The sequence below is a fragment of the Mesorhizobium sp. LNHC209A00 genome (genome assembly GCF_000502915.1).
GTDB lineage: Bacteria > Pseudomonadota > Alphaproteobacteria > Rhizobiales > Rhizobiaceae > Mesorhizobium.
In genome coordinates this window covers 16,175-28,930 of the sequence record NZ_AYWT01000005.1, presented here as the reverse complement: position 1 = coordinate 28,930, position 12,756 = coordinate 16,175, and the positions used below count along the sequence as shown (strand labels likewise).

At 64.4% G+C, this 12,756-nt stretch carries 12 protein-coding genes and 1 pseudogene; 4 read left to right on the top strand and 9 right to left on the bottom strand.

Features of this window, described 5'->3' with window-relative positions:
- Positions 1-56: 56 nt before the first annotated feature.
- Complete coding sequence (locus X739_RS151175; protein ID WP_023794792.1) at positions 57-1,253, bottom strand: GGDEF domain-containing protein; 1,197 nt, start codon at positions 1,251-1,253, stop codon at positions 57-59.
- A gap of 149 nt (positions 1,254-1,402) precedes the next feature.
- On the opposite strand from X739_RS151175, the gene X739_RS151180 reads away from it, so the two are divergent.
- The gene (locus tag X739_RS151180; RefSeq protein WP_023771895.1) at positions 1,403-1,720 is read left to right on the top strand and encodes a hypothetical protein; all 318 of its coding nucleotides are present in this window, start codon (positions 1,403-1,405) and stop codon (positions 1,718-1,720) included.
- Positions 1,721-1,756: 36 nt separating this feature from the next.
- On the opposite strand, the gene leuC is transcribed toward X739_RS151180, so the two are convergent.
- The 6 genes from leuC to rplS all read right to left on the bottom strand — a co-directional run bounded on the left by leuC (position 1,757) and on the right by rplS (position 7,739).
- Positions 1,757-3,166, bottom strand: coding sequence for a 3-isopropylmalate dehydratase large subunit (gene leuC, locus X739_RS151185; protein ID WP_023771896.1), 1,410 nt, complete (start codon positions 3,164-3,166; stop codon positions 1,757-1,759).
- Between the two features lie 255 nt (positions 3,167-3,421).
- Positions 3,422-4,057 carry a class I SAM-dependent methyltransferase gene (locus X739_RS151190; RefSeq protein ID WP_023794791.1) on the bottom strand — a complete coding sequence of 212 codons (636 nt, stop codon included), beginning with the start codon at positions 4,055-4,057 and terminating at the stop codon, positions 3,422-3,424.
- Positions 4,058-4,113: 56 nt separating this feature from the next.
- Entirely contained in the window at positions 4,114-4,923 is an 810-nt protein-coding gene (locus X739_RS151195; protein WP_023771899.1) for an amino acid ABC transporter permease, read from the bottom strand.
- A 1,197-nt stretch (positions 4,924-6,120) separates the two neighbouring features.
- Positions 6,121-6,621, bottom strand: coding sequence for a MarR family winged helix-turn-helix transcriptional regulator (locus X739_RS151205; RefSeq protein WP_023771901.1), 501 nt, complete (start codon positions 6,619-6,621; stop codon positions 6,121-6,123).
- Positions 6,618-7,031, bottom strand: coding sequence for an organic hydroperoxide resistance protein (locus X739_RS151210; protein WP_023771902.1), 414 nt, complete (start codon positions 7,029-7,031; stop codon positions 6,618-6,620). Before X739_RS151210 ends, X739_RS151205 begins: the two co-directional genes overlap by 4 nt.
- Positions 7,032-7,187: 156 nt before the next feature.
- Entirely contained in the window at positions 7,188-7,739 is a 552-nt protein-coding gene (gene rplS / locus X739_RS151215) for a 50S ribosomal protein L19 (RefSeq protein ID WP_013892267.1), read from the bottom strand.
- Between the two features lie 338 nt (positions 7,740-8,077).
- On the opposite strand from rplS, the gene X739_RS151220 reads away from it, so the two are divergent.
- Positions 8,078-8,830, top strand: coding sequence for a sulfite exporter TauE/SafE family protein (locus X739_RS151220; RefSeq protein ID WP_023771903.1), 753 nt, complete (start codon positions 8,078-8,080; stop codon positions 8,828-8,830).
- Here the strand turns inward: X739_RS151220 and trmD are convergent.
- Positions 8,812-9,510: a tRNA (guanosine(37)-N1)-methyltransferase TrmD gene (trmD, locus tag X739_RS151225; protein ID WP_023771904.1), complete on the bottom strand. Its 699-nt coding sequence runs from the start codon at positions 9,508-9,510 to the stop codon at positions 8,812-8,814. The two genes, X739_RS151220 and trmD, sit on opposite strands and share 19 nt — an antisense overlap.
- Positions 9,507-10,106 carry a ribosome maturation factor RimM gene (gene rimM / locus X739_RS151230; RefSeq protein ID WP_023794788.1) on the bottom strand — a complete coding sequence of 200 codons (600 nt, stop codon included), beginning with the start codon at positions 10,104-10,106 and terminating at the stop codon, positions 9,507-9,509. The genes trmD and rimM overlap by 4 nt, the downstream gene beginning before the upstream one ends.
- 114 nt (positions 10,107-10,220) lie before the next feature.
- On the opposite strand from rimM, the gene X739_RS151235 reads away from it, so the two are divergent.
- Positions 10,221-11,159, top strand: a complete 939-nt coding sequence (locus tag X739_RS151235; RefSeq protein WP_023794787.1) for a tyrosine recombinase XerC — start codon at positions 10,221-10,223, stop codon at positions 11,157-11,159.
- A 62-nt stretch (positions 11,160-11,221) separates the two neighbouring features.
- Positions 11,222-12,299: pseudogene (locus tag X739_RS01000000166120) on the top strand (TraB/GumN family protein).
- The last annotated feature ends 457 nt before the right edge of the window (positions 12,300-12,756 follow it).

The window sequence follows — 12,756 nt, the reverse complement described above, 5'->3', positions numbered from 1 at the left end:
GACAGCTAAACATCGACGGGCGAAAAAGACGTTAACGCGAAGCGCGGACGCGGCGGTCAGCTGGCCCTGAGCGGCTCCGGCACGAACACCGTCTCCGGTCGCTCATAGGAGAGGCGCACGCTGTCGCGACCGTTTTTCTTGGCCTTGTAAAGCGCCTCGTCGGCCCGTCGCATCAACGGTTCCAGCGTCTCCTCGCCGCTGCGGGCCGCCACGCCGAAGCTGGCGGTGACCTTGGTGCCGGCGGGAAGCCCGTCGACGCCGCCAGCCGAATAGAGTGTGCGCACCGCCTCGGCGAACAGCCGCGCCGCGGCGAGATCGGTCAGCGGCAAAAGCACGGCGAATTCCTCGCCGCCGATGCGCCCCGCGGCACCTCGTGCTCCCGTGGCCGAGCGCAGCTTCCCGGCAAAATCCGCGATCACGCGGTCGCCGGCGGCATGCCCGTGCATATCGTTGAGCGCCTTGAAATGGTCGAGGTCGGCCAGCACCAGCGCCACCGGGAATTTGGCCGCGGCGCAACGCTGCAGCAGCATGGCGGCGCGCTCCTCGAAACCCCGGCGGTTGAGCAGCCCCGAAAGCGGATCGGTATGGGTCTCGGTCTTCAGCGCCTTCATCACGTCGAGCGCGGCGGCGGTGAAGAGGCAAAGCGCGATCAGCAGCGACAGCAGCGCGTGCGACAGCAGCGCCGTCGTCCAGTAGGACGAGCCGTAGAAACCGTCATAGCTGGCGAAGGGCCCGTGCGCGATGACGACCGCCAGGGTGCGCACGAAGAAATTGACGCCGGACAGCAACGACAGCACGAACAGGATCTTTTCTGTCGGACCATTGTTGCGCACCGGACGCAGTTCGGCGGCGACGAGCAGGCTGACGCCGCCGAAACCGAAATTCATCGCCAGGATCCGCCAGGTGAGATCCGGGGTGACGAACAGGAACCACGCGAATGCCGCAAGGCCGCCGCCCGCCAGCACGGCGATCCCCGCGCCGGGCACCTTCCTGCCGTAGCGGGCGATGATGGCGCCGGACAGGCAACAGGCGGCGATGGTGAAGCAGAGGTTCGAGACCAGCTTGGTCAGCGTCACACCGATGGGCAAGGTGAAATATTGGAACAGGAAGCCGGGCGCCGAGACGCAGTAACTGAGCGCCAGCACGGCCAGATAGGGGCGATGACGCTGGTGGAACCACAGCATGAGGAAGGCCGCGCCGAGCGCCAGCGCGATCGTCGGATTGAGCAACGCTATGAACAGGCCGGTGTCCAAAGGACCGTGACTTCCCCTCTGCTGACGTCGCGGAAGACCTTATCGGGCAAGCCCAAACAAGCCGTTAAGCCTGGGCTGTCGGCGCCGTATGTTTGCGGGAACCCGGTGCTGTCGGAAGCGTTCCTGAATCCACAATCCAGGAGCAGGCCATGGCCGACACGATCACATTGACCGACCACGATGCAATCCGTTCATGGGCTGCCGGGCGTGCCGGCTTTCCCGCAATCGTCGACATATCGCCAGAGGCTGGGACGCAGCCCATGCTTAGGCTGGTCTTCGGCCAGCACGCCTATCAGGACCAGGACCAGCCGGAACGGCCCGTCAACGCCGGCGGCTATGAGCTTGTCGAATGGGACGAGTGGTTCAAGCTCTTCGACGAAGAGCAGTTGGCGCTCGTGGTCGCGGCGGACGAACCTGGTCGCCGCGAGGAATTCCACGAACTCATCCGGCGCGACAGGAAGACTTGACCCGAGCCGCAAGGTTCGGGTCAAGTCCAGCCTGGCTTATTTCCAGTCGCGAATGTCGACGAAGTGGCCGGCAATCGCCGCCGCCGCCGCCATGGCCGGCGACACCAGGTGGGTGCGGCCCTTGAAGCCCTGGCGGCCCTCGAAATTGCGGTTCGAGGTCGAGGCGCAGCGCTCATGCGGCTTCAGCCGGTCGTCGTTCATGGCCAGGCACATCGAACAGCCCGGCTCGCGCCAGTCGAACCCGGCGGCGCGGAAGATCTTGTCCAGCCCCTCGGCTTCGGCCTGCTCCTTGACCAGGCCGGAGCCCGGCACGATCATGGCATCGACATGCGGGCTGACCGTCTTGCCCTCGACCACCTTGGCGACGGCGCGCAGATCCTCGATACGACCGTTGGTGCAGGAGCCGATGAAGACGCGGTCGAGCGTGATGTCGGTGATCTTCGTCCCCGGCGTCAGGCCCATATAGTCGAGCGCGCGCAGCTTGGAGGTGCGCTTGTTCTCGTCGGTGATGTCTTCCGGGTTCGGCACGATGCCCTGCACGGAGACGACATCCTCGGGCGAGGAGCCCCAGGAGACGATCGGCGGCAGCTTGGCCGCGTCGAGCACGATCACCTTGTCGAAATGCGCGCCTTCGTCGGTCTGCAGCGTCTTCCAGTATTCGAGCGCCGCGTCCCAGGCAGCGCCCTTCGGCGCGCGCGGCTTGTCCTTGACATAGGCGAAGGTGGTCTCGTCGGCCGCGATCAGGCCGGCGCGCGCGCCGCCCTCGATCGACATGTTGCAGATCGTCATGCGGCCTTCCATCGACAGCGCACGGATCGCCTCGCCGGCATATTCGATGACATAGCCGGTGCCGCCGGCGGTGCCGATCTCGCCGATGATGGCAAGGATGATGTCCTTGGCGGTGACGCCTTCCGGCAGCACGCCATCGACGCGCACCAGCATGTTCTTGGCCTTGCGCTGGATCAGCGTTTGCGTTGCCAGTACATGCTCGACTTCCGACGTGCCTATACCATGCGCCAGCGCGCCGAAAGCGCCATGCGTGGAGGTGTGGCTGTCGCCGCAGACGATGGTCATGCCGGGCAAGGTAAAGCCCTGCTCGGGGCCGATGATGTGGACGATGCCCTGGCGGATATCGTTCTCCGAATAATATTCGACGCCGAAATCCCTGGCGTTCTTGGCCAGCGCTTCGACCTGGATGCGGCTTTCCTCGTTCTTGATGCCGAACTTGCGCTCGGGCGAGGTCGAGACGTTGTGGTCGACGACAGCCAGCGTCTTTTCCGGGTGACGGACTTTCCGGCCGCTCATGCGCAGGCCTTCGAAGGCCTGCGGGCTGGTCACCTCATGGACGAGGTGGCGGTCGATGTAGAGCAGGCAGGTGCCGTCGTCCTGGCGGTCGACGACATGGTCGTCGAAAATCTTGTCGTAGAGGGTGCGCGGTGCGCTCATGTGCGTAAATCCGTCGATATGAGAATGGGAAAGAGCTGATGCCGCAAGCCCGCGGCCGGCCGTCAGGGATCAGCGAAGTCGGCTGGTCAGGGCGCCGGAAACGCGCGCGGAAAAGCGCGACGGCAGGCGTTTTCTGTCCTGCAGCACGAAACCCTTGTAGGCCGGATCGCTGAAAAGCTTTTCCATGGCGGGCTAGATAGCAATGTTTTGGCTTTTCGGCAATTGCGGCGTGTCGCCAGCACTTCTTCCCTCGGCTTACATCACCTTGAACACAAAAGTCTTCACCAGCGCATCCGGCTCGGCGATCGCATAGCAGCGGAACCACGGACTTTGCTCGACCGGCCGCCATTTTCTCGCCTGCTCCAATTCGTCGAACACGGCCTGAAATCCGCCGCTCTCAAACACCTGGTCGCGCACGGTGAAGATGGCGTGGCCGCCCTTTCGCGTGATGCGGACAAGCTCGCGCAGGCCGGTGGCCGGCGCATGGCTGATGGTGAACACACCGGTGGAGAAGAAGGCGCGAAAGTGCCCGTCCGGCCAGGGCAGCGGACCGCCGAGCATCGCCTTTTTCAAATCCCTGTAGGCATTGCGGCTGCCGGCGATCTTGAGCATGTCGTCGGAGAGGTCGAGCCCGGCGATCTCGCCGTAGCCCAGCGCCTTCAGCGACGGCGCCGACAGGCCGGTGCCGCAGCCGGCATCGAGCAGCGGGCCTTCGCCCGCCGGCACATGTCGCGCCACCCAGGCGGTGATCAGGAACGGCAGCAGATACCCGAGCGAAGCGGTCTCGCTGTCATAGGTCGCTGCCCAGTCGGCATAAGCCGTGGCCAGCCCTTCCGGTGTGTCGGCCGAATAGACCGAATCCAGTGCCGCGTTGGCCTTGTCGACATTCATCGCCTGCATCCTCCCGAGCGTCTCATGGCGATCGTAGCCCGGCCCGCGCCGGACTTCTATCGCTCGTGCTGGCGGCGCAAACGCCGCTCCAGCGCCCTGAGCGCCAGCGACAGGCCAACGGTGAGGATGAGATAGATGTAGGCTGTTATCGAATAGGTCTCGAAGAAGCGGAACGAGCCGGCGGCGTAGATTTTGCCCATCTGCGTGATGTCGGCGACGCCGAGCACCGAGACCAGGGAGGAATCCTTGACCATGGCGACGAAGTCGTTGCCGAGCGGCGGCAAAATGGTGCGGATGGCCTGCGGAAACACGATCAGTCGGAAACGCTGCGTGCGCGAAAGCCCGAGTGCCTTGGCCGCCTCGATCTGACCTTTCTCGACCGACTGGATGCCGGCGCGAAAAACCTCGGAGATGAAAGCGGAATAGCCGATGGTCAGCGCCATGATGGCGCGCCACAGCAACGACACGTCACGCACCAGCAATTCGCCGAGGACGCCGGCATTCTGCAATGGCGCGGTCAGCCCGTTCCAGGCCGCGACGAAGGCCGGCGCGCCGGCAAAGGCTATCCAGAACAGCAGCACCAGGATCGGCACGCCCCGAATGATCTCGACATAGAAGCGCGCGATCTGCCGCAGCCAGGCCGAACCCGACAGTCCCATCAAAGCGATGCCGAGGCCGATCACCGACGCCAGGACGAAGGCAATCACGGTGACGAAGACGGTGATGCCGATGCCCTTGGCGACAGTGGCGAAGACCTGCGCATAGAGATCGCTGGCGGCGATGGCGAGGGCAGCGGCCAGCGCAAGGATACCGGCAACAGCGAGCCACCAGGGGAAGTCGGGTTTGGAGATGGTGGGGGCTGCCATTAGGCGGCGTAAAGAGTATCGAAGGATGGCGCCCAGGCGTCCCCCAGACGCAAACTCAGCGCGAGTTCCCTCACGCGCTCCGCCCGCGTCAAGACGGCTCACTGCCCCATCTTGTAATCAAGGAACCACTTCTTGTTCAGCGCATCCAGCGTGCCATCCGCCTTCAGCGCCGCGATCGCCGCGTTGACCGGCTTCACGAGGNAAGACGGCATACGAGATTACAAGGTGACTGGAGTTCAGACGTGTGCTCTTCCGATCTCACTTCTTGTTCAGCGCATCCAGCGTGCCATCCGCCTTCAGCGCCGCGATCGCCGCGTTGACCGGCTTCACGAGGTCGGATCCCTTGGGAAAGATGAAGCCGAAATCCTCGGTGCCGAGCGGGCCGCCGATCAGCTTCAGCTTACCCTCCGAAGCATCGACATAACCCTTGCCGGCGGTGCCGTCTGTCAGCACGACATCGACGTCGCCGGATTTCAGTGCCTGCACGGTGGCGCCAAACGTCTCGAACAGTTTGATGCGCGGGTTCTGCTCATTGCCGTCGAGCACACTGTAGACGGCGGTGTAGAACGGCGTGGTGCCGGCCTGCGCGCCAATCAGCCCGTCCTTGAAGGCGCCGAAGGTCTTGGCGTCGGTGAAACGGCTTTCATCGCCGCGCACCAGCATGAATTGTTCCGAGCGCATATAGGGATCGGAGAAGTCGACCTTCTGCTTGCGGTCGTCCTTGATCGTGATGCCGGTCATGCCGATGTTGTACTGGTTGTCGGAGACCGCCTGGATCATCGCATCCCAGGAGGTGTTCTGGTACTCGACCTTGAAATTGAGCCGCTTGGCGATCTCGTTCATAGCGTCATATTCCCAGCCGATCTGTTTTCCCGTCTTGGCATCGATGAACTGCAGCGGCGGATAGGCGTTTTCGGTCACCACCACCACCTTCTTGCCGCCGAGATCGGGCAGCGCTTGCGCGAAGGCGGCAAGGGGCGCCAGGACCAGAGCCAACAGGCCGGCCAGCAGCATTTTCGATTTGGTCATGACACACTCCCCGAAATGATTGGCCGCGCGATGCTTGCGCGGCAGAGAAATCGGCGCCGACTTTAGCTTTCCGCAAGCGCCTTGCAAGACGGGTCCACTGCGACCTTGCGCGTTGACGTGGATTCCAGTGCTTCCGGGGGCGGTTTTTGAGGACAGTCCTTGCCGCGATCAATCTTGCTCGGTCGCGGCTTCGCGCAATCCCGCGACAAGGCGGGTGAGCGTGCCGTGAAGGGTTTTGAGCTCAGCCCGCTCCAGCGGCATGCCGCAATCGAGCGCCGCCTGCACATCCTTCATGGTCGCGCGCAGCGCCTGGCCCTTGGCCGTCGGCTCGACCAGCACCCGGCGCTCGTCGTCGGCATCGCGCCGGCGGGTGACGAGGCCGCCCGCTTCCATTCGCTTGAGCAGCGGCGTCAGCGTCGCTGAATCCAGGCCGAGCGCTTCGCCAAGGTCGCCCACGGTGCTCGGCGCGCGTTCCCACAGCGCCAGCATCACCAGATATTGCGGATAGGTCAGGCCGAGCGGATCGAGCAACGGCCGGTAGAGCTTGGTCATTAGTCCGCTCGCCGAATAGAGCGCGAAACAGAGCTGTTGATCGAGCCGTGGCACTGGGTGCGCCCCGGCGGCCTCCGCCGGGGCTTCTCTGGCTTTCGTTTCGACCTTTGTCGTCATGTCGCCTTTACCGAAAGCGCCACCTCGATATTGCCCCTGATGGCATTCGAATAGGGGCAAACCTGATGCGCTGCCGATACAAGCGCTTCCGCCGTCGCCTGATCAAGCCCTTTCGTCTCCGCTGCCAACGCGACGCGGAGCTTGAAGCCCTCGCCATTGGGAAGCAGGCTGACGGTGGCCGCTACCGCGGCATCTTCGAGCGGCAGCTTCTGCTTGCGCGCGACAAAGCGGATCGCGCTTTCAAAGCAGGCGGCATAGCCGATAGCGAAGAGCTGTTCGGGATTGGTCGCGCCACCCGGTCCGCCGAGTTCCTTGGGCATCGCCAGATCGACCTTGAGCAGGCCGTCGCTGGTTTCGCCATGGCCGGCGCGACCGCCTGTCACCTGGGCCTGCGTGGTGTAGAGTGCCATCTTCCATACTCCAATTAAATTGTGTACAATTATTTAGTACACAATATGATTCGGCGTCAATTGCCGCCGCCATCTCCGATGGATGAACCCGTTCACAATTCGGTGAAACGAAAAAAGGCGGCCGAAGCCGCCTTTTTCAAATTCTTCGTCGAACCCTTATTCGGCCGGGGTCGCTTCGGCGGCAGCCTTGGCGGCTGCTTCAGCCTCGGCGGCCGCCTTCTTCTCGGCGGCTTCCTTGGCTGCCGTCTCGGCGGCCAGTGCCTGGGCGGCTGCGACCTTCTCGGCCTCGATGCGCGCCTTCTCGGCGTTCAGCGCGTCGCGCTCCTCATCATTCAGCTTGCGGGCGCGCACGCCGGTGTTTTCCGAGATACGGGCCGACTTGCCGCGACGATCGCGCAGGTAATAGAGCTTGGCGCGACGCACCTTGCCGCGGCGCACGATCTCGACGCCTTCGACCATCGGCGAGTAGACGGGGAACACGCGCTCGACGCCTTCGCCGTAGGAGATCTTGCGGACGGTGAAATTTTCCTGGAAGCCAGAACCGGCGCGGGCGATGACGACGCCCTCATAAGCCTGGACGCGGGTGCGGGTGCCTTCGGTCACGCGGACCTGGACGCGCACGGTGTCGCCGGGCTGGAATTCGGGAAGCTTGCGCTTGGCTTCGATCTTGGCGGCCTGTTCGGCCTCGAGCTGACGGATGAGATCCATCTAAAAATCCACTTCTTGTTCTTCCGACAGTCAGAGCGCCCTACGCTCGCCTTGCAGTTCCATTGACCGCTCGGCTATGTCCTTTGTCTCCAAGACATTTGTCTCCCAGACATCGGACAGGGGCGACTACACCGTCATTGTTGACGGGTCCGGCAGATTTGTTCTTGCCGGTACGGGCGGGCACATACAGCTATTTCGGCGCTTTGTCACGCCTTGCCCGTGCATTTTTTGCCGGCATGGCTCCCAGCATGGCACCATCTTAATCCTGCCGTGCGGGGTTGCGTCTGTCCACCAAGCTTCCTAAGCCAGAATAGCACACTTCTTCACGGCGGCCATCCATGTCTGTCTTCGACGCCATCCTGCTCTTCCTGGCGGGCTTTCTGTCAGGCGCCGCCAATGCGGTCGCCGGCGGCGGCACCTTCATCACCTTCGGCGCCATGACACTGGTCGGCGTCCCCCCGATCGTGGCCAACGCCACCTCCTCGGTGACCCAGTTCCCCGGCTATATCACCTCGACCCTCGCCTACTGGGCCGACATCAGGCACTTCTGGCGTGGCGCGCTGCTGCTCTGCCTGATCTCGGCCGTCGGCGCGCTAGCCGGCGCCCTGATCCTGCTGGCGCTCGACAATCCGTCCTTTCGCGTCTTGGTGCCGTGGCTGCTTTTGGGCGCGACGGCACTGTTTGCCGCCGGGCCTTGGCTGAAGCCGGCGCCGAAACCCGGACACGAAGCGGCTGTCTGCTCGCTCGCCGGCTCGCTGGCGCAATTCGTCACCGCCATCTATGGCGGCTTCTTCGGCGCCGGCATGGGCGTGATGATGCTGGCCACCCTCGGCCTGACCCAGGCCGGCGACTACCATCGGCTGAACGCGCTGAAGAACATGCTGGCCGTGGTCATCGCGGCGGTCGCCATCATCGTCTTCGTCTCCGGCGGCGTCGTCGCCTGGCCGGAGGCGATCGTCATGATCCCGGGCGGCGCGCTGGGCGGCTATGCCGGCGTCTGGATCGCCAAGCGCGTACCGCAGAACGTGGTGCGCGGCTTCGTCATCGCCGTCGGCCTGTTCCTGGCTTTTTACTACTTCAGCAAAGGCTGATCGCCGAACAGATCGGGTCGCCGCTCTTTCGTCAGCGTCTCCGACTGCGCTCGGCGCCACGCGGCGATCTTCTTGTGATTGCCGGAGATCAGCACTTCGGGAATCTCCCGGCCCTCGAATTCCTGCGGTCGCGTGTAGTGCGGATGTTCGAGCAGGCCGTTTTCGAAACTCTCTTCGTCCCCGGAGACCGCATTGCCCATCACCCCGGGCAACAGCCGCACCACGGCGTCGAGCAGCACCAGCGCCGCCGGCTCGCCACCGGACAGGATGAAATCGCCGATCGAGACTTCCTCCAGTCCCCGCGCATCGATCACTCGCTGATCGACGCCTTCGAAGCGGCCGCACAGGATGACGGCACCGGGCCCGGCGGCGAGTTCGCGCACGCGAGCCTGCGTCAGTGGTTTGCCGCGAGGGCTCATCAGCAGGCGCGGACGCAAATCGCCCTCCGGCGAGGCATGGTCGATCGCCTTCGCCAGGACATCGGCGCGCATCACCATGCCGGCGCCGCCGCCGGCCGGCGTGTCATCGACGGTGCGGTGCTTGTCGGCGGCGAAGTCGCGGATCTGTATAGCATCCAGCGACCATGTGCCCGCCTCCAGCGCCCGCCCGGCCAGCGACAGGCCAAGCGGGCCCGGAAACATTTCGGGATAGAGCGTCAGCACCGACGCGGCAAAACTCACCGGTTGCCCCCGGCGTCGCGCGGTCCGCGCGGCCGGCCCTTGGGGTCGAAATCCTCCTCGCGCGACGCCTCGCCGTCCTCGTCCTCGACCAGTCCAGCCGCCACCGGGTCGACGCGGACAAAGCCCTCGGCGACCGACACGGCAGGCACGGCGGCTTGCGTGAACGGGATCAGCACACCTTTGCGCCCGGCGAGCGTCACATCGAGAATGTCGCCGCCGCCGAAATTGTGCACCGCGACAACCTTGCCGATGGCGGCGCCGGTATCATCCCGGATCTCCAGCCCGATCAGGTCGGCATGGTAGAATTCGTCCTCCTCGCCATCGTCGGGCAGCATCGAGCGATCAACGAACAGCTCCGTGCCGGCGAGCGCCTCGGCCGCATTGCGGTCGCTGACACCCTTGAACCGCACCACGACTACGGTGTTGGCATGCCTTATGTCGGTTATCTGAAAGGCTCGTCCATCCCTGGCGTAGAGCGGCCCATAATCCGCCAGCGCCATTGGCTCGCCGGTGAACGTTTTTACCCTGAGTTCGCCCTTGATGCCGTGCGCGGCGCCGATTACGGCCATCTGGACGGGGTTCTGCGGCTTGCTCATGGGCGAAAATCCTTTGTCCTGCTCTAGCGCCGCCTCGCGGTCATTTCAATAACGGGCTCTTCACCGCTTCCTAACCCGGCTGCCGGAAGATGGTGGCGAACCGGAACAGGCCCCATGCAGGAATTCCTCATACCGGCAAAAGCCGATCTCCAGGCCGCGCGCGAAAGCTGGCTGAAGATGCTGGCGCGGGAACGCCGGCTCTCGCCGGCAACCGTCGAAGCGTATGAGCGCGATTCACGCCAGTTCCTGCACTTCCTCACCGGCCATATCGGCGGACCGCCCGGCATTTCAGATATCGCCGACCTGCGCCCGGCCGACCTGCGCGGCTTCCTCGCCGCCCGCCGCCATGCCGGCGCCGGCGCCCGCACGCTTGGCCGTGGCCTGGCCGGCATTCGTTCACTGCTGCGGTTCCTTGAGCGGCGCGGCCTCGCCAATGCGGCTGGTGCCGCGGCCTTGCGAGCGCCACGCCAGCCCAAATCGCTGCCCAAGCCCCTTACGGCGAGCGATGCCAGGCACGTGGTCTCCGTCGAGGGGCAACTGGCGGAAGAACCCTGGATCGCCGCCCGCAACGCCGCCGTGCTGACGCTGCTTTACGGCTCGGGCCTGCGCATTTCGGAAGCGCTTGGCCTCGCCGCCGCCGACCTGGCGTCGGAAGCCGACACCGTCCTGCGCGTCACCGGCAAGGGCGGCAAGACACGGCTGGTGCCGGTACTGCCGGTGGCGCGCAGGGCGATCGCCGAATACCGCCGGCTCTGCCCCTATCATCTCGATCCGAAGGGCCTGCTGTTTCGCGGCGCGCGAGGCGGCCCGCTCAACCCGGCCATCATCCAGCGTGACATGGCGAAGCTGCGTTCGGCGCTCAACCTGCCGGACACGGCGACGCCGCATGCCTTGCGCCATTCCTTCGCCACCCATCTGCTCGGCCGAGGCGGCGATCTGCGCACCATCCAGGAACTCCTGGGCCACGCCAGCCTGTCAACGACGCAGATCTATACCGGCGTCGACACCGCAAGGCTGCTCGAAATTTACGAATCGGCCCATCCCAGGGCATGAACCCTTCAATTTTGCCCTCCCGATTAACGGTTTTGCCGCTTTTCAGTCCTAGGAATGGGACCATGAAACGTGTCATTGCCATCGCCGACCGTGCGGCTTCCGTCTCGCTGAAACTGCTTGTCGCGCTCAACGTGCTGTTTTTCCTGTCCTTCCTTGCTGTCCTGCTGTTCGCCGTCGGCAGGGCGCACGCGGAAATTCCGACCTGTACCGGCGCCGACATGCTGTCCGCCTTGCAGAAGAACAACCCTGCCACCTACGGCAAAATCGAGGCCGAGGCGGCTGCCACGCTGAACGGCAAGGGGCTGCTGTGGAAGCTGGAAAAGTCAGGCGAACAGCCATCCTACCTGTTCGGCACCATGCACATGACCGATCCGCGCGTCACCACGCTGCCGGCCTATGCGCAGAAGGCCTTCGATGCAGCCGGCACCCTCATCATCGAGACCACCGACGTGCTCGACAAGCAGAAGATGATGACGGCNGATGACGGCGATGCTGAAGGAGCCGGACCTGATGATGTTCACCGACTCCACGACGCTTTCGTCACTGCTGTCGCCGGACGAAGCGGCGGCCATGAACGCCGCGCTCGACGCGCGCGGCATCCCGCCGGCGACAGTCGCCAAGATGAAGCCGTGGATGCTGTCGGCCATGATGGCGCTTCCGGCTTGCGAGCTCGCCCGCCAGTCCAGCGGCGCGCCGGTGCTCGACGTGAAGCTGGCGGAGAGCGCCAAGGCGGCCGGCAAGCCGGTGGAAGGATTGGAAACGGCCGAGAGCCAGCTGCGAGCCATGGCTTCGCTGCCGCTCGCCTTTCACATGAAGGGTCTGGTCGACACGCTGAAGCTGGGCGACAAGGTCAACGACATCAACGAGACCATGATCGTGCTTTACCAGCGTGGCGACACCGGCATGTTCTGGCCGCTGTTCCGCGCCGCCATGCCCGAGGAGCAGGACGACCCCGCGGGCTACGCCGCCTTCGAGGAAACCATGATCACCAGCCGCAACAAGGTGATGGTCGATCATGCCGAGCCGATCCTGGCCAAGGGCAACGCCTTCATGGCGGTCGGCGCGCTGCATCTGCCCGGTCCAGAGGGACTGGTCGAGGATTTCCGCAAAGCCGGCTATACTGTCACCGCCGTCAATTGAGTCGGACGGCAGCGGAGGCACGCAAACGCAGCGTTTCCGGCGTTTTCCTCCGCTAGAGTGAAACCCATTCAACGGTTGCGCGTTGATGGATGTTGATTGACCTTTTTCATTTTCCCGGAGGACACATTTATGGCGAACACACCAAATCCAAACGATCCGTACAATTCTACCACCAATGCCCCTCGGCCGAGCGGCGGTGGCGGCAGCCCCTGGCTGATTGCACTGGTCGTCGTCATCCTGGCGATTGTCGCGTATTATGTTTTCGGAAGAAGTGGCGAGCACCCGGCACCCGCCGAACCGCCAGCGGCCAGCACACCGGCTCCGGCGCCCGCGCCGGCTGAACCGATGAAGCCCGCCGAACCGGCCAAGCCAGCTCCTGCGCCCGCCCCAGCTCCTGCACCAGCGCCCGCCCCGGCTCCTGCACCAGCGCCTGCGCCGGCCAACTGATCGGCTCGAA

What these genes read in the sequence shown, in the direction of transcription:
- X739_RS151180 (WP_023771895.1), top strand. Translation starts at nt 1,403, where the DNA reads ATGGCCGACACGATCACATTGACCGACCACGATGCAATCCGTTCATGG.
- X739_RS151195 (WP_023771899.1), bottom strand. Translation starts at nt 4,923, where the DNA reads ATGGCAGCCCCCACCATCTCCAAACCCGACTTCCCCTGGTGGCTCGCT.
- X739_RS151220 (WP_023771903.1), top strand. Translation starts at nt 8,078, where the DNA reads ATGTCTGTCTTCGACGCCATCCTGCTCTTCCTGGCGGGCTTTCTGTCA.
- X739_RS151210 (WP_023771902.1), bottom strand. Translation starts at nt 7,031, where the DNA reads ATGGCACTCTACACCACGCAGGCCCAGGTGACAGGCGGTCGCGCCGGC.
- rimM (WP_023794788.1), bottom strand. Translation starts at nt 10,106, where the DNA reads ATGAGCAAGCCGCAGAACCCCGTCCAGATGGCCGTAATCGGCGCCGCG.
- X739_RS151190 (WP_023794791.1), bottom strand. Translation starts at nt 4,057, where the DNA reads ATGAATGTCGACAAGGCCAACGCGGCACTGGATTCGGTCTATTCGGCC.
- leuC (WP_023771896.1), bottom strand. Translation starts at nt 3,166, where the DNA reads ATGAGCGCACCGCGCACCCTCTACGACAAGATTTTCGACGACCATGTC.
- X739_RS151205 (WP_023771901.1), bottom strand. Translation starts at nt 6,621, where the DNA reads ATGACGACAAAGGTCGAAACGAAAGCCAGAGAAGCCCCGGCGGAGGCC.
- rplS (WP_013892267.1), bottom strand. Translation starts at nt 7,739, where the DNA reads ATGGATCTCATCCGTCAGCTCGAGGCCGAACAGGCCGCCAAGATCGAA.
- X739_RS151235 (WP_023794787.1), top strand. Translation starts at nt 10,221, where the DNA reads ATGCAGGAATTCCTCATACCGGCAAAAGCCGATCTCCAGGCCGCGCGC.